The 18,383-nt window shown below is 64.0% G+C and carries 15 protein-coding genes, 1 tRNA gene and 1 pseudogene; 8 read left to right on the top strand and 9 right to left on the bottom strand.

Annotated features, from left to right (window positions below):
- Positions 1-111: 111 nt before the first annotated feature.
- The 3 genes and pseudogenes from WS66_RS13720 to WS66_RS13730 all read left to right on the top strand — a co-directional run bounded on the left by WS66_RS13720 (position 112) and on the right by WS66_RS13730 (position 3,544).
- Positions 112-1,245, top strand: a pseudogene (locus tag WS66_RS13720) (IS3 family transposase).
- A gap of 260 nt (positions 1,246-1,505) precedes the next feature.
- Positions 1,506-2,297 (top strand): HNH endonuclease, encoded by a 792-nt coding sequence (locus WS66_RS13725; RefSeq protein WP_082729098.1) that lies wholly within the window; start codon positions 1,506-1,508, stop codon positions 2,295-2,297.
- Complete coding sequence (locus tag WS66_RS13730; RefSeq protein WP_082729099.1) at positions 2,294-3,544, top strand: DGQHR domain-containing protein; 1,251 nt, start codon at positions 2,294-2,296, stop codon at positions 3,542-3,544. The genes WS66_RS13725 and WS66_RS13730 overlap by 4 nt, the downstream gene beginning before the upstream one ends.
- Positions 3,545-3,706: 162 nt before the next feature.
- Here WS66_RS13730 and WS66_RS13735 read toward each other — a convergent pair.
- A protein-coding gene (locus WS66_RS13735) for an IS3-like element IS407 family transposase (protein ID WP_108064606.1) occupies positions 3,707-4,827 on the bottom strand; the annotation gives its coding sequence in 2 pieces (ribosomal slippage) (positions 3,707-4,569 and positions 4,569-4,827; 1,122 coding nt in all).
- A gap of 98 nt (positions 4,828-4,925) precedes the next feature.
- Positions 4,926-6,284 carry a tyrosine-type recombinase/integrase gene (locus tag WS66_RS13745; protein WP_059607756.1) on the bottom strand — a complete coding sequence of 453 codons (1,359 nt, stop codon included), beginning with the start codon at positions 6,282-6,284 and terminating at the stop codon, positions 4,926-4,928.
- 135 nt (positions 6,285-6,419) lie between these two features.
- Here WS66_RS13745 and WS66_RS33690 point away from each other — a divergent pair.
- Positions 6,420-6,511, top strand: a tRNA-Ala gene (locus WS66_RS33690).
- Positions 6,512-6,580: 69 nt separating this feature from the next.
- Here the strand turns inward: WS66_RS33690 and WS66_RS13750 are convergent.
- Together WS66_RS13750 and WS66_RS13755 are read right to left on the bottom strand one after the other, a co-directional pair.
- Entirely contained in the window at positions 6,581-7,978 is a 1,398-nt protein-coding gene (locus tag WS66_RS13750; RefSeq protein WP_059607757.1) for an enolase C-terminal domain-like protein, read from the bottom strand.
- A 65-nt stretch (positions 7,979-8,043) separates the two neighbouring features.
- Positions 8,044-9,384 carry an MFS transporter gene (locus WS66_RS13755; protein ID WP_059607758.1) on the bottom strand — a complete coding sequence of 447 codons (1,341 nt, stop codon included), beginning with the start codon at positions 9,382-9,384 and terminating at the stop codon, positions 8,044-8,046.
- A 296-nt stretch (positions 9,385-9,680) separates the two neighbouring features.
- Between WS66_RS13755 and WS66_RS13765 the strand changes: the two genes are divergently transcribed.
- The gene (locus WS66_RS13765; protein ID WP_059607759.1) at positions 9,681-10,304 is read left to right on the top strand and encodes a DUF2239 family protein; all 624 of its coding nucleotides are present in this window, start codon (positions 9,681-9,683) and stop codon (positions 10,302-10,304) included.
- A 16-nt stretch (positions 10,305-10,320) separates the two neighbouring features.
- Complete coding sequence (locus WS66_RS13770) at positions 10,321-11,658, top strand: carotenoid oxygenase family protein (protein ID WP_059607760.1); 1,338 nt, start codon at positions 10,321-10,323, stop codon at positions 11,656-11,658.
- Positions 11,659-11,671: 13 nt separating this feature from the next.
- Here WS66_RS13770 and WS66_RS13775 read toward each other — a convergent pair whose 3' ends face one another.
- The 4 genes from WS66_RS13775 to WS66_RS13790 are packed head-to-tail and all read right to left on the bottom strand — an operon-like array spanning position 11,672 to position 15,930.
- A complete protein-coding gene (locus WS66_RS13775; RefSeq protein WP_059607761.1) occupies positions 11,672-12,838 on the bottom strand; it encodes an ABC transporter permease in 1,167 nt (388 codons plus the stop codon).
- A gap of 4 nt (positions 12,839-12,842) precedes the next feature.
- A complete protein-coding gene (locus WS66_RS13780; protein ID WP_059607762.1) occupies positions 12,843-13,997 on the bottom strand; it encodes an ABC transporter permease in 1,155 nt (384 codons plus the stop codon).
- 18 nt (positions 13,998-14,015) lie between these two features.
- On the bottom strand, positions 14,016-14,714 hold the full coding sequence (locus tag WS66_RS13785; RefSeq protein WP_059607770.1) for an ABC transporter ATP-binding protein: 699 nt from the start codon (positions 14,712-14,714) through the stop codon (positions 14,016-14,018).
- A 10-nt stretch (positions 14,715-14,724) separates the two neighbouring features.
- Complete coding sequence (locus tag WS66_RS13790; protein WP_059607763.1) at positions 14,725-15,930, bottom strand: efflux RND transporter periplasmic adaptor subunit; 1,206 nt, start codon at positions 15,928-15,930, stop codon at positions 14,725-14,727.
- 366 nt (positions 15,931-16,296) lie between these two features.
- On the opposite strand from WS66_RS13790, the gene WS66_RS13795 reads away from it, so the two are divergent.
- Positions 16,297-16,533, top strand: a complete 237-nt coding sequence (locus WS66_RS13795; protein WP_059607764.1) for a hypothetical protein — start codon at positions 16,297-16,299, stop codon at positions 16,531-16,533.
- 78 nt (positions 16,534-16,611) lie between these two features.
- On the opposite strand, the gene WS66_RS13800 is transcribed toward WS66_RS13795, so the two are convergent.
- On the bottom strand, positions 16,612-17,379 hold the full coding sequence (locus WS66_RS13800) for a Mut7-C RNAse domain-containing protein (protein ID WP_059607765.1): 768 nt from the start codon (positions 17,377-17,379) through the stop codon (positions 16,612-16,614).
- A gap of 97 nt (positions 17,380-17,476) precedes the next feature.
- Here WS66_RS13800 and WS66_RS13805 point away from each other — a divergent pair, with 97 nt between their 5' ends.
- The gene (locus WS66_RS13805) at positions 17,477-18,346 is read left to right on the top strand and encodes an NAD(P)-dependent oxidoreductase (RefSeq protein ID WP_059607766.1); all 870 of its coding nucleotides are present in this window, start codon (positions 17,477-17,479) and stop codon (positions 18,344-18,346) included.
- Positions 18,347-18,383: the final 37 nt, after the last annotated feature.

Genomic DNA, 18,383 nt, shown 5'->3' on the forward strand with positions numbered 1-18,383 from the left:
ACCAACAAGCGCGTTTAAGCGCATGCCTATTCGAGTAAACGAAGGGCGAGTCGGATGAGCTTTTCGCCTTCTAGCCGGTCGCGTATAAACTCGACCCAAAGGAAGGAAGAGATGTTCAAGGTACCGCATCAGGTGTACGCGGCAGAGTTCAGGGAACCGGCCATGCAACGAGTCAACGACGGGCAAAGCGTGACCGCTGTGGCCCGAGAACTGGGCATGTCGATGCAGACGCTGCGCAACTGGCTCTAAGCGTCGGAAGCCGGCAAGCTGAATGGTCCCAGCGCGAAGGTCGTCACAGCGGAACAGATGGGGTTCTCGCGTCTGCGGGCGGAGAACAAGCGCTTGTAGATGGGGTTGGAAATCACAAAAGAAGCGGCGTTCTTCGCGAAAGACCTCCTGTGGAGTACGCTTGGATTGACACTCCGTGCTGGCAATATTCGCTGTCAGCGCTGAGCGAGGTCCTTGATGTAAGCGCCACTGGCTATCGCGCATGGAAGCGCGGCGGCACGCGCGAACGGCAGCGGCTGACCGATGTGCGCTTGCTGACATTGATTCAAACGTTTCATGCCAAGTTCACGAGCGCTTACGGTTCGCCGCGCATGACCGGAAAGCTTCGCTCTCGCGGCTTTCCGGCCAGCAAAGCACGTGTAGAGCGGCTGATGAGGGCCAACGGTATCGGAGCCCGCCACAAGCGTCGTTATCGTGTGACAACTGATTCTCGACACAAACTGCCGGTCGCGCTGAACGTGTCGAACCGCAAGTTCTCGCCGGCCGAGTCCGATCAAATGTTCACCTCGGACATCACGTACACCTGGACCGACGAAGACTGGCTGTATCTCGCGGTTACGCTGGATCTGTTTAATCGGGAGGACGTGGGCTGGTCCGTCAAGTCGCGCATGACGGCGGAACTCTTGACCGATGCATTGGCGATGGCGTGGTTCCGCCGCGCGCCCCGCGCCCAGGGTGCTGTATCACTCGGACACGGGTAGTCAACGCGAGCCATGAATTCCAGCGCAAGCTGACCTTCTACGGGACGTGCGACTTGATGAGCCGCAAAGGAAATTGCTGGGACACGCGCCGGCGGAAAGCATCTTCAACAGCCTGAAGAACGAGCGGGCACACGGCAGGAGGTATCGCACGCATCGCGAAGCCGTGGCGGACTTGTTCGAATACATCGAAGTGTTTTATAACTGCAGTCGTCGTCATTCATCGCTGGGCTTCATGTCGCCAACTCAGTTCATGTAATACTGGCTTGCGACTCAGCGGACAAAGGATATGGCTACATAACCCAGGGCCTCTGGGAGGCGAAAAACCGAGGGAACCTCAAAACATGTCTGACGAGATTCCTTCGCTCCAACTAGGGCGTAGAATTGTTCCCGCCAGGAATGCGCGCATAGCGTCTCAACGGAAATAAAATCCATGCTGGCGATGATTGTGCCTTAACAAGCTGGTAATGTGGTAGTGCGAATCTTGAATGATGCTTGTAGATAATTGCGGGGGCAACGATGTTGTGGAAAGCATCAACCTATGGGGAAGAGTTGTTCCTCGTCCTATATCGAGAATTGGGCAAGAAGATATCAGTCGGTATCCCAGATAATGTCGGCTTCAATTTTTTAGTGTCGCCGTCTCGATTTGAGGAATTCACGCGTCTTTCTGCGACGTTGGAGATTTTTCTGCGATGCGTCCGATGTGCAAAAAAATTTCATGAAGACGAGCCGCATATGCCTGCTAGAAATTTGGGTAGAATGCTTCGAATTCACACCGACATCCCCGCGTTCTTATATGACAATCAAATATTTTGTGAATTCGCAAAGCAGACGGGGCGAATAGCTGCTGAAGAGAAGCGGTCGGATCAAATAGAGAGAAATGCGTTGAGTGTAGAGCCTGCGCAATGCTACCTGTGTGGTGTGTCATTAACTAAAAAAAAGAACGCGAGAGATCAATGCACCGTAGAGCACATCTGGCCTCTAAGTCTTGGCGGGGAAACAGTTGAAGAAAATATTATTCCGGCATGCAAAGACTGTAATGACAAGCGAAGCAACACGATAACTTGGGCATGGGGACCAGTTCAATCCACGTTTCACACGCGCAGCGGAAACGCCAATCCCCCAGGCCAGTTAAAACTCTCGCTGGCGATTGCTCGTCTTATGTTGGCAGCAAGTGCGAACGAAAGAAGGCCCATAACTTTGAAAGATGCTGCAAAGAAAATTCGCCCAGTACTTCCTGATCTCAATATTGAGGAAGGTCAAACGTATCTCTATTTCGAGCTTTTTCAGCAATTTGAGGGGTCGGTATGATTAAAGCTTCTGTGCAGCAATTCAGCTATTTTGCGCTTAGTTATTCGCAGCGAAATAAAGAGAGTGCGCCGGCATTTGTCGTATTTAATGCGTCTGCCGCCGACATTATACAATGGGCAGATGTTGATCGTCTGGACGGGGATAATCTCACCGGTGCGCAGCGTCCGCTTCGTGAATTGAAAGTTAGCAAGGTTGCAAAATTTCTTTCGCGTGATGACCGCAACACGATACCCACCTCTGTAGTTATAGCTCTTGATAGTGGCGCGATTACGTTTAATGGGACCTCGCCGAATTATCGCGAAAACACTGAATGGCACGGAAAAATTACTATTTCCATGCGTGGATCAGATAAACCGGGTCTTATAATAGACGGTCAGCATAGAGTATTCGGCGCTGCGAAGTTTGATGCCACCACTCGTTTGAACATTGTTGCGTTTTTGGGTGGAGATGATGCCGAGCGCGCCTTTCAGTTTGTTGTTATTAACAACAGTGCAACAAGGGTGCCTAAGGATCACATTAAGGCGCTGAACTTGAACTATGACAAGGATAAATTAAATACGCGTTTAATCAACAGTGCGGGGGTGGCGCTCGGAATAAACGATGTCAAATATGATGATCTTCAGACAGTCGATGGTACGGCGCCATTCAAAGGTTTGCTGGAGTGGCCTACCAATCCAGGTGGTTATATCCAGCCCAGTGCAATCGAAGGTGCCCTCGCTGAAACGCGGGATAGAGCGGCATTGCTTGGAATTGAAGAGCTTGAGCGAGATGTTTTCTTGGCAATTTGGATTAAAATCCGGGCGCTAAGAAAGTCTATATGGGCGCCGTTCCCAGAGAGCAGACTTCTCCAGAAAGTCTCGATTCACGCTTTGACAGTGTATGTGCTCGAGAGCATGATCGCGAAGCAACGTATGGACGATACGCCCACGGACTTCACCAATGAGGTGACCCTTGACAACCTGGTGGAACGGGTTGTCACGCGAATACCGGAAAAATTCTGGACAACAGAATGGAAGGCAACTCAACTAGACACGAGTTCTGGCCGTCAGTTGCTCCTCGACGCATTACAGGTCATCGATTCCAACGTTCGCTTCTCTCGGCCTTGGTATGACAAGGTTTCGCTTATTGATCCCGCCCTTATTAGTGGTCAAACGTATGAGAAGCCGAAAACAGTAGCTAAGAAGGTATCCGCTAAGAAGGCCGCCACCAAGAAGACGGTGGTAAAGAAGACCCGGGGCGGAACTTAGGTTCACGAGTTAGCTAGACATCAGATGCTACGATCAGTCCACGAATCCGCGGACTGATCGTAGCATGCTCGGTGTTCAAGGATCTGCCGGCAAAATGTTGCTTTAGTGCTTGTTCTGACCTGCCCCCTTCAATAGGGCCAATGGGCTTCTAGCAAAGTCCTGTTAAACCAGCTCCTGGAAAGCGGCAGGAGCATCCGCGGTTGCCCGGTGTTTCGCCGCAAACTCTGACGGCGCAAGGTAGTTCAGTGCGCTGTGCGGCCTTTGCTCGTTGTAGTCCTGACGCCATGCCGCGATGACAGCCCGAGCGTGCGCGAGCGTCGTGAACCAGTGCTCGTTAAGGCATTCGTCGCGGAACTTGCCGTTGAACGATTCGATGTACGCATTTTGCGTTGGCTTGCCCGCCTGAATCAACTTCAGCGTGACGCCGTTCGCATATGCCCACTGGTCAAGCGCGCGGCTCGTGAATTCGGGTCCCTGGTCTGTTCGCACCGCCTTGGGATAGCCACGGAAGCGAGCTGCACGGTCCAATGCCCGAGCGACATACAAGCCTGAGATGCCATGGTCGACGACGATGTCGACAGCCTCTTTCGTGAAGTCGTCGACGACGGTCAGGCACTTCACGCGACGGCCGTTGGAAAGCGCATCCATCACGAAATCGATTGACCACACCTCGTTGGGCGCGCCCGGCAATGCCAGTTGCTCGCGCTCAATCATGACGCCATGGCGCTTGCGACGGCGCCGCACAGCCAGCCCTGCCTCACGGTACAGGCGATAGATGCGCTTGTGATTGGCGTGCGTGCCTTCGCGCTCCACCAGGGCGTGCAGTCGACGGTAGCCGAATCGACGACGTTCGTGTGCCAATTCCACCAGACGCGCCGCTAGCAGCTCATTCTCGTGGTCCGGCTTCGCGTCGTAATGCAGCACGCTGCGAGAAAGCCCGACAAGCCGGCAGGCGCGGCGCTCGGAGATATTGACCTTCTCCCGAATCGCCGACACTGCTTCGCGTTTGGCTTGCGGGCTCAGGGCTTTCCCTTGACGACGACCTTCAACGCTTCCATATCGAGCATTGCTTCGGCCAGCAGCTTCTTCAGCCGGGCATTCTCCACCTCGAGGTCCTTGAGCCGGCGGGCTTCCGAGACTTCCATGCCGCCGAACTTCGCGCGCCAGGTGTAGAACGACGCGTCACTGAACCCGTACTTCCTGCACAGTTCCTTGACCGCCATACCGGCTTCGGCTTCCTTCAGAAACCCGATGATTTGCTGTTCCGTAAAGCGCTTCTTCATGTCCGTCTTCTTCTCCGAAAACGAACTTTACTAGACTCCGGCTGGCCCTGTTTGTAGGGGGCAGGTCAACCGGGGCATTGCATCCCCCGATCATTGCTTCATGGTTCAAACTTGATCTTCGCTTGTTCAAGCATCCAAGCTTCAATTTTGTCGTGCCACATACGTAACAGATCGAGAGGACGGCGCCGGTAGTGTTTCTCGGCAATCGCGGATGGCCGATGTCCCTGAATCTGCGCGACGACGCCTACCGGCACCTCGACCCACTCGGACAACGTTCCGAATGATCGGCGGAGACCATGCAACGAAATGTGCGGCAACCCAGTTGGCGCTAGCGCTCGGTTGTGCGCGTGACGCGGCTCAGCGATTTTTCCGTCTGCCGCAGTCTTGCTGGCGAAGACCCACTCGGACGGCTCCCACAGTTCGCGCCTTTCAGAGAGGCGAGCAGCTTGGCGCTTATTTGGGGGCATCTCGTTGAGACGCTGGAGATTCCGCAATAGGCTCGCCAAGTACGGCGTGAGCGGGATAGTTCGGCCGCCGGTGCCTTCAACCTTGTCGTTCATGGTCAAGCTTCGCCAGCGGAAGTCCACGTCTTCCCAACGTAGTGCGGCTAGCTCTTCTCGACGGGCGCCAGTAATCAAGAGGCCTTGGAGGTATGCGCTGATCACCGGATTGGCGATGCCACGTACCGCGCTGAACCAAACCGACAATTGCTCGCGCTGAAGACAGTCATCCTTCGCGGCGCTACGAGGGAGAATTCCCTTGACCTTTGGCGAAGCATAGGCCTCGTGCGGCATGATGCCTGCATACGTCTCGTGAGTGTCACACCACCGGATGAACGCCTTGAAGAGACCGAATGCATGACCGGCATTCGTCGGCCCCCGAGGTATTTCGGCCTCGAGCCACTCCGACATGGATGCCACGGTTATCTCGGTCAACCTGCGCGGCATGAGCGGGGCCAATGGCCCACGCACTTTTTCTTTGCCGCCGCGTTTTGCAATCCCCCCGCCGGGCGACGAGAGGTTGATATGGTCGAGGATGTATCGCTCAGACCGAGGCTTCTTTGTTTTCGGGGAAATTTTCGTGCGAAGGTGTTCAAGATACTGTTCCCATGCTTCGCCGACTGTGACGTCCTGGCGCTTTTTCGCAGCCTGCCGTGCTTCGTGCGCCGCCTTCTGTTCGGCCTCACGCTCCCGTGGATCGACGCCTTCGTCTATGAGCGTCTGGAGACTTCTCGCTCGCTCCTGCGCCTGATCGATGGTCCAGCTTCGTGGATCGCCGATGGTGATCCTCACTGTCGAGCCGTGAATTTTCCCTTGGAAGATGTACGCCTTGGCACCTCCAGCAGTGGCGCGCAAACCAAGCCCCGGGGTCTTGCTATCCCATAGGAACGACTGCGATTTGCCTTCGCTGCAGCGATGCCCTTCGACGCGAGCTGCCGTGAAATTTACCTTGGCCATCCAACAACCTCATTCTTGGGTTTGCGATTCCGTGTAACCGCTGTGTAACCCGATTATGCGGCAGTGGAGGGATGTGGATCAACATCAATCAGCAGGATAGATCGTTGATAATCGTTAAAATTCAACGGTTTGAGTGGATTGGTCAAAGTCGATCTATCTCGAGAAATGTCGACTTGTTCGTATTCGCAATGCGAAGGTCGGGAGTTCGATCCTCCTCCGCTCCACCAAGGGAATTCGAAGGGTTCGGTCGCAAGACCGAACCCTTTTTGTTTTTTCGCATGTCCGCCCCCCCGCCGTCACCCGCGCCCGAAACTCGGCCGCTTCGGATCGTACGTCCACCCCGGCACCAGATACCGCATCGCCATCGCATCGTCGCGCGCCGTGCCGCCGACTTGCCCGTACAGCGCATGGGCAGCCTCGACCTGCGCCATGTCGAGTTCGATCCCGAGCCCCGGCCGCTCGGGCACGGCCACCTGGCCGCCGACGATCTCGAGCGGCTCGCGCGTGAGCCGCGCGTCGCCTTCCTGCCAGATCCAGTGCGTGTCGATCGCGGTGATCGTGCCGGGTGCAGCCGCGGCCGCGTGCGTGAACATCGCCAGCGAAACGTCGAAGTGGTTGTTCGAGTGCGAACCCCACGTGAGCCCCCAGTCGCGGCACAGCTGCGCGAGCCGCACCGAACCCTGCATCGTCCAGAAGTGCGGATCGGCGAGCGGAATGTCGACCGCCTGCAGCCGCACCGCGTGATCCATCTGCCGCCAGTCCGTCGCGATCATGTTGGTCGCGGTCGGGATGCCGGTGGCGCGCCGGAATTCGGCCATCACCTCGCGGCCCGAGTAGCCGGCTTCCGGCCCGCACGGGTCCTCCGCATACGCGAGCAGATGACCTTGCCCGCGGCACAGCGCGACGGCTTCGTCGAGTGACCACGCGCCGTTCGGGTCGAGCGTCGCGCGCGCGTCGGGAAAGCGCGCCTTGATCGCCGCGATCGCCTCCATCTCGTCCGCGCCGGCCATCACACCGCCCTTCAGCTTGAAATCGACGAAGCCGTAGCGCTCGACCGCAGCCTCGGCCTGCCGCGCGATCGCGGCCGGCGTGAGCGCGGCTTCGTTGCGCAGGCGGAACCACGGATCGGCCGCGTGCATCTCGTCGCGATACGGCAGGTCGGTGCGGCGCCGCTCGCCGATGTAGAACAGGTACGCGAGCATCGGCACCGCGTCGCGCTGCTGGCCTTCGCCGAGCAGCGCGGCGACGGGCACGTCGAGATGCTGGCCGAGCAGGTCCAGCAGCGCGGCCTCGATCGCAGTGATCACGTTGTCGAGCCGCAGGTTGATCTCGTGCGGCTGGCGCAGCACGGCCGCCTCGCCGGCCGACGTCACCTCGTGCCGGATCGTGCGTCCCGCACCCGCAGCGGTGCCGGACAGCGCCGCGCGCACTGCGTTGAGCGTCGCCTGGTAACGCCCGATCGACTGGCCGACCACGAGATCGGTCATCCGTTCGAGCGCCTGTCGGATGCCTTCGCCGCCGGGCACTTCGCCGACACCCGTGTGGCCACTGCTGTCGTCGAGGATCACGAGGTTGCGCGTGAAATACGGCGCGTGCGCGCCGCACAGGTTCAACAGCATGCTGTCGCGGCCGGCGACGGGAATCACTTGCATGCGCGTGACGCGCGGGGTGCCGGCACGGCTGGGTTCGGACATCGGTTCGCTCCTGGTTCCAGTGGCGTGCGGGCCGCTGGGTGCACTGGCGCAGCCCACGCCGTTCATCATTGAAGCTCGACGCGGCGAATTTCGCCGACGACGAACAGGTAGCAGATCACGGCGACGAGCGCGTGCGCGACGACGTACACGAGCGCGCCGTTGAACGAGCCGCTGCGGTCGACGATGTAGCCGATCGCGATCGGCGTCGTAATGCTGGAAAGATTGCCGCACGTATTGAGCAGCGCGCCGCTCAGGCCGGCGATCTGGCGCGGCGCGGTATCGGCGTTGACGGCCCAGCCAAGCGCGCCGAGCCCTTTGCCGAAGAACGACAGCGCCATGAGCAGCACCACGAGCACGTGCGAATCGGTGTAGTTGCAGACGATCATCGACATCGACAGCAGCATGCCGATCACGATCGGCACCTTGCGCGCGACCGACAGTGACTGCCCCTGCTTGAGCAGCGCGTCGGACACGATGCCGCCGAGAATCCCGCCGAGGAATCCGCACACGGCCGGGATGGACGCGACGAGCCCCGCGTCGAGGATCGACATCCCGCGCGCCTGCACGAGATAGACGGGAAACCACGTGATGAAGAAGTAGGTGAGGGCGTTGATGCAATACTGCGCGACGTACACGCCGACGAGCATCCGGTTCCTCAGCAGCGCCTTCACGTGACGCATCGACGGGCCGCCGTCGCGCGCGCCGGTCGCCTGGTCGATGTTGACGAGCGCACCGCCTTCGGTGAGGTAGTCGAGCTCCGCGTCGTTGATGCGCGGGTGCACCTTCGGGTCGTACATCGTGCGGTTCCACACCAGCACGAACGCGAAGCCGAGCACGCCCATCACCGCGAACACCGACTGCCAGCCGTACGCGTGCACGAGCCAGCCCATCAGCGGCGCGAACACGACGGTCGCCGCGTACTGAGCGGCGTTGAAGATCGCCGACGCGGTGCCGCGCTCCGCGGCCGGAAACCACGTGGACACGATCCGGCTGTTGGCCGGGAACGACGGCGCCTCGGCCGCGCCGACCAGGAAGCGCAATCCGAACAGCAGCGCGAACGCGGATGCGCCGCCGACGAAGCCGATGCCGCCCTGAAGCAGCGTGCACAGCGACCAGAAGAAGATGCTGAACGCATAGACGATGCGCGAGCCGAAGCGGTCGAGCAGCCAGCCGCCCGGCAGTTGCGCGATCACGTACGACCAGCCGAACGCCGAGAAGATGAAGCCCATCTGCACATGGCTCAGGTGCATCGTGCGGGCGAGCGCCGGGCCCGCGATCGCGATCGCCGCGCGATCCGCGTAGTTGATCGTCGTGACCGCGAACAGCACGGTCAGCACGAGCCAGCGCACGCGGGTGCGCCGGGCCGTTGTCGACGCGGACGCCGGCAATGCGTGAAGCGGATTCATGACTGTCTCCTCCGAAGGGCGGAAGGTGCCGTCGTGCGGCTGCGCGTCGGTGCGCGCGTTTTTTCGTGGTGGCCTTGCCGGCCGGGGGCCGGACGCCGATGCCCGGAGGCGCGGCGTCCGGATCATTCTGTCATGGCGAAAATTGCGCTTTCATGCCAATTGCTGACTTGATCGATTCAGGAATTGGATCGATCCGTGGCATCGGCATGTCACTTTTTTTACCCGGGTGATATTGACAACAATTTATACCCGGATAAAAATGGCGTCATTCCGATTCCTGCCGACGGGCAACCACGATGACTCTCTCCATGCTTCTCCCTTCCTACACGGCGTTCGATGGCCACCGGCGCGTCGCGTCGGGCCCGCTCGCGACGGTGGCGGTGGCGGTCCGTCAGGCGGCCGGCAATGCGATGTCCGGCACCATCGTGATCTTCGACGACGCGACCGGCCGCTCGATCGACCTCGACCTGCGCGGCACGGCGGACGATATCCGTGCGCGTTACGCGCCAGTGCCGGGCGAGGCATCCGCGCCCGCCGAGCCCGCCGGCGCGGCCGAACAACGCGGCCGCGGCCGTCCGAAGCTCGGCGTCGTCTCGCGCGAGGTCACGTTGCTGCCGCGTCACTGGGACTGGCTCGCCGCGCAGCCGGGCGGCGCGTCCGTCGCGCTGCGCAAGCTGGTCGAGGACGCGCGGCGCACGCACGCGGCGGCCGACCGGCGCCGCGACGCGCAGACGCGCGCATACCACTTCATGTCGGCGATCGCGGGCGACCTGCCCGGATTCGAGGAGGCCGCGCGTGCGCTGTATGCGAACGACCTCGAGCGGATGACCGAACTGATTGCGGGCTGGCCGGACGACGTGCGCGACCATGCGCTCGCGCTGGCGCGCGGCGATTTGCCGCCGTCGACCGAAGACTGCTGACGGAGCAGACGACGCGATGACGACGTTCGATCTGAACCGCGGCGCGATCGCGCCGGTCGCCGACGAAGTCGACCTCGTCGACCTGCCCGTGACCGGCACGATCCCGCCCGAACTCGACGGCACGCTGCTGCGCAACGGCCCGAATCCGCCGGGCGGCCGTTTCGAGGGCAACGACGTGCTGTCGTGGTGGCCGGAAGCGGCGATGCTGCACGCGATCGCGTTCGAACGCGGCCGCGCGGCCGGCTACCGGAACCGCTGGGCGCGCACGCGCCGCTGGGCCGATGTGCACGCGCCGGAGCAGGCGCCGCACCTGCCCGACACGAATCCGAACGTGAATGTGCTGCAGCACGCCGGCGAATTGCTCGCGCTGGCGGAAGGCGGCGCGCCGCTCGCGATCACGGCCGCGCTCGACACGCTCGGTGCGCCTGCGCGGCACACGGCGTTCGGCGGCGCGATGACCGCGCATCCGAAAGTCGATCCGGTGACGGGCGAACTGATCCTGTTTCGCGCGGACTGGCGCGCGCCGTGGCTGCGCTACGGTGTCGCGGATGCGCAGGGCGTGCAGCGCGTCGACCTCGCCGTCGACGTGCGTGCGCCGTCGATGATGCACGACCTCGCGATCACCGAAACCCGCAGCCTGCTGCTCGACCTGAACGTCGGCTACGACTTCGCGATGCTGAAGCAGGGGCACCGGATGCCGCTGCGCTGGCACGACGACCGCGACGCGCGGATCGGCGTGATGCCGCGCCACGGCGGCGACGTGCGCTGGTTCGGCATCGAGCCGTGCTTCATCCAGCACGTCGTGAATGCGTACGACTGCGATGCGTCGTGCATCGTGCTCGACGCGGTGCGCTATCCGTGGTTCCTGCGGCTCGACGCGCGCACGGGCCGCTTCGCCGACAACCCGGTCGGCGAGCTGTGGCGTTACGTGATCGATACCGCGAACGGGCTGATCGACGAAGGGCCGCTGGCCGACGGCGGCATCGAGCTGCCGCGCATCAACGAAAGCCGGACGGGGCGCCGCTACCGCTACCTGTATGCGGTCGAGCAGCCGAACAACGCCGAGATGCGCGGCGTGATGCGTTTCGACCACGTGCGCGGCACGACGACCCGCTACGCGGTGCCGGCCGGCGACCAGAACGGTGAACCGGTGTTCGTGCCGCGCCCGGGCGGCACCGACGAGGACGACGGCTGGCTGCTGGTGGTGGTCTACCGCGCGGCGACGGATACGAGCGATGTCGTGATCCTCGATGCGCGCGCGATCGACGCGGCGCCGGTCGCGACGGTGCACCTGCCGCGCCGCGTGCCGGCCGGGTTCCACGGCGCGTGGGTGCCGCGCGAGCGTCGGGCGTGAGGGGCCGCGCGCGTCACTGCGCGCGCAACGCGTCGACGATGTTCAGCCGCGCGGCGCGCATCGCCGGCAGGAAGCCGCCGACGAGCCCCATCACGAGCGAGAACAGCAGCGTCTTCACGACGATCGCGGGCGTCAGCACGAAGCGGAACGACAGGTCGGAGAAGGTCTGGAAGTTGGTCGTCGAGAACGACGCGAACTCCATCAGCGATGCGGATGCGAGCCCCGCGACACCGCCGACGAAGCCGAGCAGCAGCGCCTCCAGCAGGAACGCGGCGAGCACGTTCATGCGCTTGAAGCCGAGCGCGCGCAGCGTGCCGATTTCCGCGGTGCGGTTCGCGACCGACGCATACATGGTGATCATCGCGCCGATCATCGCGGCGATCGAGAAGATCGTCGACAGCGTGATGCCCAGGATGTTGATGAAGGTCGACAACGCCTTCGACTGGTCGCCGTAAAACGTCTGCTCGCGTTTCGCTTCATCCGTCAGGCGCGGGTCGACGTCGATGTCGGCCTTGAAGCGCGCGAAGCCGTCGGCGCTCGGGATGCGCAGCACCATCGACGAGTAGCTGGTGCGCCGGAACGACTGCATCAACTGGTCGACGTCACCCCAGATCTCCGAGTCGAAGCCGCTGCCGCCCGCATCGAAGATGCCGACGACGGTCCAGTCGCGCTGCGCGAAATGCAGGCTGTCGCCGAGTTGCGTGCCGCTGAAACCCTTCGCGATCGCGCTGCCGACGATGATCTCCGACGAGCCGGGCGTGAACATGCGGCCGGCGACGAGCTTCACGTGCGGGCGCAGCGCGAGGCCGGCCGGCGACACGCCGCGGATCACGACGTTCGACGGCTTGCCGGACGACGTCTTTACCAGCGAAATCAGCACGACCGCTTCCTTCGACACGAGCGGCCGGCCGTCCGGGCCGAGCGCGACAGCCGGGTGCATCTCGAGCGCGTTGGCCTGCTGGTGGTCGATCGCACTCTGAATCTCGGTTTCGGCGCCTTTGCGGATCACCACCGCGTTGTCCGGTTCGCCGGTCGACACGAGCGTCTGCGTGAGCCCCGCGTCGAGCATCTGCACCGTCGCGAACACGAAGATCACCAGCGCCATCCCGCCCGCGGTGAGCGCGGTGGTGAGCCGGCGCGTCCACAGGTTGCGCGCGATGTAGGTGAGTGGAATGGCCATGCGCCTATCCGATCGCCCGCAGGCCTTCGACCACGCGCACGCGCGCCGCCTGCCACGCCGGCACGAGCGCGGCCGCGAGGCCGACCGCGACCGAGCATGCGGCCTGCAGCGCCATCGTTTCGGCCGACACCTTGAATACCGGGAAGATGCCGCCCGCGGCCTGCTTGAAGAGGCTCGCGGCCGGCGGTGTCGCGAGCATCGCGAGCCCGCCGCCGACCACCGCGATCACGACCGATTCGCCGAACACGATCAGCGCGAGAAAGCCGGGGCCGAAGCCGAGCGCCTTCAGCGTCGCGTATTCGGCGGTGCGTTCGCGCGCGCTCATCGCCATCGCGTTGGCCATCACGGCCATGATGATCAGGATCACCACGTACGACACGACGCGGATCGCCGCGATGATCTGGTTCGACATCGCGACGAAGCCGAGCTGGAACGCCTGCTCGGTCTCGGTCAGCGTTTCGGCGAGCGAGTTCTTGAACACCGCGTCGACGTTGCGGGCGATCGCTGCGCCGTCGTCCGGGTTCGCGACCCCGAGCACGAACACGCCGACCTGGTCGGCCTGCTTCGGCGTTCGCTTGCGCACCGTCTCGTTCAGGTAATCCCAGTGGAACACCAGCTGGCGCGTGATCGTCGAATCGTCGCGGCCGTCGAGAATGCCGCGCACGACGAAGTCCCACGTGCCCGGGTAGATCGTGCCTTTCAGCGGAATCACGTCGCCGACCTTGAAGCCGAACTGCGTCGCGAGCTGGCGCCCGACGAGGCAGCCGCGGCGGTCGCGGTCGTAGTCGGCGCGCTGCTGCGCCGGGAGGATGAATTCCGGATACAGGTCGAGATAGTTCTCCGACACCGCGAAACTCGCGAAGAAGTTCTTAGGGTCGCGGTAGATGCCGCCGAACCAGTTCGAGCGGACCACGGCCGTCACGCCGTCGACGCCGCGGATCCGGTTCTCGTAGCTGACCGGCAGCGGGAACACGAGCGAGATCGCGTTGCGCGTGACGAGCCGGCCGCTGGACGCGGCGGCCGCGCCTGCGTACCACGCGTCGACGACGGTGTGCAGCAGCCCGAACGCCAGCACCGCGATGGTCAGCCCGAGCACGGTCAGCAACGTGCGCAGCCGGTGCCGCAGCGCATTGCGCGCGATCAGCTTCAGCACGTACATCGCGCGCGCTCCCGTCCGTCAGACGGCGTGCCCATCGATCAGCTCCCCTTTTTCCAGATGCACGACCGAGCGCGCGGCGGCGGCCGCGTGCGCATCGTGGGTCACCATGATGATCGTCTTGCCGAGCTCGGCGTTCATCCGCTGCAGCATCGCGAGCACGTCGGTGGCCGATGCGCGGTCGAGGTCGCCGGTCGGCTCGTCGGCGACGATCAGCACCGGATCGGTGATCAACGCGCGCGCGATCGCGACGCGCTGCTGCTGGCCGCCCGACAGCTCGGACGGGTAATGGGTCTTCCGGTCGCCGAGATTCACCATGTCGAGCACCATCTCGACGTGCTCGCGCCGTTCGCGGCGCGACAGGTGCGTGAGCATCAGCGGCAGCTCGACGTTCTCGAACGCGGTGAGCACGGGCATCAGGTTGTAGAACTGGAAGATGAAGCCGACGTTCGCCGCGCGCCATTCGGCGAGTTGCGCTTCCTCGAGCCGCGAGATGTCGAGGCCGCCCACGCGCAGCTCGCCGCTGTCGGGCCGGTCGATGCCGGCGATGAGATTGAGCAGCGTGCTCTTGCCGGAACCCGATGGCCCCATCAGCGCGACGAAGTCGCCTTCGCCGATGTCGAGCGTGATGTCGGTCAGCACCGGCACGATCTGGTGGCCGCGCCGGTACGACTTCGCGACGTGGCTGATCTCGACGAGCGGTGGCGAGGCGTCGTTCACGCTCACCACGCTACTTCTTCGCGACGGTCACTTTCGCGCCGTCCTTCAGCTTCGCGCCCGGCGCGAGCACGACCGTGTCGCCGGGCTTCACGCCGCGGATCGCGACGAGTTCGCCGATCCGCGCGCCCTTGGTCACCGCCGTTGCATGCACGGTGTCGTCCTTCACGACGAACACGACCGGCCGGCCGTCGCGCTCGACCACCGCGCTCGCCTGCACGGCGGTCACCGGCTGCCGGTCCTGCGGTGAAGCGGGCTTCGACAGGAACGCGATCTTCGCGCTCATGTCGGGCAGCACGCGCTCGTCGCGGTCGACGAAACGCACCTTCACGAGCACCGTCGCCTTCGAGCGGTCGACGGTCGGCACGATGCGCGACACGCGGCCCGCGAAGCGCATGTCGGGCAGCGCGTCGAGCTGGATCTCGCACGGCTGCTCCGCGCGGATCTTCGCGATGTTCGATTCGGCGACGTCGGCCTCGACCTCGAGCGTGTCCATGTCGGCAATCGTCACGACCGCGCCCTTGCTGTCCGACGCGGACGAGAACGGCGTGATGTTGTCGCCGACGTTCGCGTGCTTTGCCAGCACGATGCCGTCGAACGGCGCGCGGATCACCGTCTGATCGACCGCGACCTGCGCGGCCTGCGCATTGGCCTCGGCGGACGCGATCGCGGCCTCGTCGCTGTTGAGCGATGCGCGCGCCTTGTTCACGCGGGCCGTGTCGATGTCGAGCTGTGCGGCCGGCACCGCGCCCTTCGGCGCGAGCACGGCGGTGCGGCGCAGCGCGATCTCCGCGTCCTTCAGCTCCGCCTGAGCGACGCCGAGGTTGGCGCGGGAGACTTGCGCCTGTGCGCGTGCCTGCGCCAGCGACGCTTCCACGTCGCGGCTTTCGAGCCGCGCGATGATCTCGTCCTTTTTCACGCGCGTGCCTTCGAGCACGCCGAGCCATTCGACGCGCCCCTGGCCTTTCGACGCGACCGCGGCCTTGCGCTGCGGCACGACGTAGCCGGTCGCGTTGAGCTGGGTGTCGTTCTGGTACGGGTAGGTGGACGTGACGGCGGTCGTGTCGACCGTCGGGCGGCCGGTGAGCGCCAGCACGGCAACGATCGCGACGATGACGAGCGCGGCGGCGACCGCGTAGCGGACCCACCGGCGCCGGCGTGGCGCGGTTGCGACGGGACGCCGGTCGATTTTCAGTTTGTCCAGATTGTGATCGGGCAATTTGGGCGCCTCGCGACGGCGGCGGTCTGTGACCGGCCGCGTCCGGTTGGGACGGAAGGAGGCCAGTATAGCGTCGCCGCGGCGGGCGTGAGAGACGGTTTGTCGGACGATTGATGCACGTCCCGCGGCGCGTCGCGCGGGCCCGAAACCGGCGCCCCCGGGGAAACCCGAAGGATGCAAGCGGCATGTCAACTCGTCGCGCGGGCGATGCGTTATGGAGCCAGTGCATCAGTATTTGTCGAGGCGGAAAGGCATGAGCCGGCCCGCCCGGCGGCGACCGGCGATCCGGCGCGACTGATGTTACGATGCGGATGCCTCGCATCACTTACCGGTACGTTTGACTTTTTCTCCGCTAAAGGAAGAACAATGAAGAAGACGCTCGCTTCGATCATGACCGCAGCATTCGCTCTCGCATCGGTTTCGGCATTCGCACAGGAGTCGGCGTCGGCTCCGGCAGGCGCGATGGCACCCTCTTCCGCACCGATGAAGAAGGATCACAGCAAGCCGAAGCACAAGCTGAAGCACCACGGTTCGGCAAAGGGCAAGGCGAAGGCCGCAGCCGCTTCAGCCGCCGGCACGAACGACTCGGGCGCAGCCAACTAAGCGCGCCTCGCCGGAGCTGGCGCTGCCAGCCATCCGTCGCGAAACCCCGCACGCTTCGGCATGCGGGGTTTTGTTTTTTCAGGCGTCCGCCACGTCCGGAATGTCGAGGGCACCGGGCGGCGGCGCGCGCATCGCGTCGACCACCGCGCGCATCCGGCGCCAGTGCGATCCTTCCCAGAACACCCGCTGGCACACGTCGCACGCGGCAAAGCGGCGGTGCCGCTGCCGGACGCCGGCCGGCACGCGCGGCGCGGCGTCCGCCGCATCGAGCGCGTGCAGCGGCGCGTTGCAGCGCAGGCACAGCCGGAACGGCCACATGTGCGGCGCGAGGTCGAGCCGCGCGAACAGCTCGCGCAACTGCGCGTCCGGCTGCTGCGCGTGCAGGTAGCAGCCGCGTGCGACCGCGCGGCGCTTGAGCAGCTCGCGGTCGCGTGTCAGCACGATCCGGCCTTCGCGCGAGGCGAGCGCGACGAGTTCGTCGTCGCGGTAGTGGTTGTCGTAGCAGGTGTCGAAGCCGGCGAGGCGCAGCAGCTGCGCAAGGCCGCCGAGGTGCGCGTCGGCGACGAAGCGCCAGCGGTCCGGTTGCGGCTGCGGGGATGCGGCCGACGGCTGCGGGCGCTCCGGATGGATGTCGACGCGGTCGCCGTCGCCGAGCGGCCGGTCGAGGGCGGACGGTGCGCCGTTCACGCAGAGCCGGCCGATTTCCGTATGCGGCACGCCGAGCGCCTCGATCGCATGTTTGACCGTCGCGTCGCGGGAAAACGCGTGCGTGAACACGTGCTCGCGCTGGGCGCGAGCGAGAAATGCGTTCAGTTCACCGTGGAAGCGGAAGATCGCGGTCGCCATCCGGGCAGTATCGCACCGCGTGCAGCCGGTCGCCGGGGCTGCAGGTCACCGCCATCTGTGTTTAACTCCACGCTTCACGAGTCGAAGGAGCGGGGAAATGGATCTCGGATTTATCGGGCTGGGCGAAATGGGGCAGGCGATCGCGACGAACCTGCTGAAGGCGGGGCATGACGTGCGGGTCTGGAACCGGTCGCGCGAGCGCGCCGAGCCGCTTGCCGCGCTCGGCGCACAGATCGTCGCGACGCCTGCCGACGCGTTTCGCGGCGATGCCGTTTTCTCGATGCTCGCCGACGATGCCGCGGCGCGCGAAGTATTCGACGACGCGCTGCTCGCGCAGGCACCGCGCGGCCTGATTCACGTGAACATGGCCACGGTGTCGGTCGCGCTCGCCGAGTCGCTCGCGCACGCGCATGCGTCGCGCGGCCTCGCCTACGTCGCCGCGCCCGTGATGGGGCGTCCGGACGTCGCGGCCGCCGCGCGCCTGACGATCATGGCCGGCGGCCCGGCCGAGGCAATCGACCGCGTGCAGCCGCTGTTCGACGCGATCGGCCAGAAGACCTGGCGCTTCGGCTCGCTGCCGCAGCACGCGAACGTCGCGAAGATCGCCGCGAATTTCACGCTCGCGTCGGCGATCGAGACGCTCGGCGAGGCGTCCGCGCTGCTCGGCGCGCACGGCGTCGCGATGCGCGACTTCCTCGACGTCATCACGAACAGCGTGTTTCCGGGGCCGGTCTACGAAGGCTATGGCGGGATGATCGCCGAGCGCAGCTACGAGCCCGCGCGTTTCAAGGCGCGCCTCGGGCTGAAGGACGTGCGGCTCGCGCTGCAGGCCGGCGACGCCGCGTCGGTCCCGCTGCCGGTGGCGAGCGTCGTACGCGACAGCCTGCTCGATGCGCTCGCGCACGGCGGCGGCGAACAGGACTTCGCGGTGCTCGGCGAAGTCGCGCTGCGCCGCGCGGGCCGCTGAGCCGGCGCGGGACAGACACGCCGCGTGCGCGGCATAA

This window comes from Burkholderia sp. LA-2-3-30-S1-D2, assembly GCF_001523915.2.
GTDB lineage: Bacteria > Pseudomonadota > Gammaproteobacteria > Burkholderiales > Burkholderiaceae > Burkholderia > Burkholderia diffusa.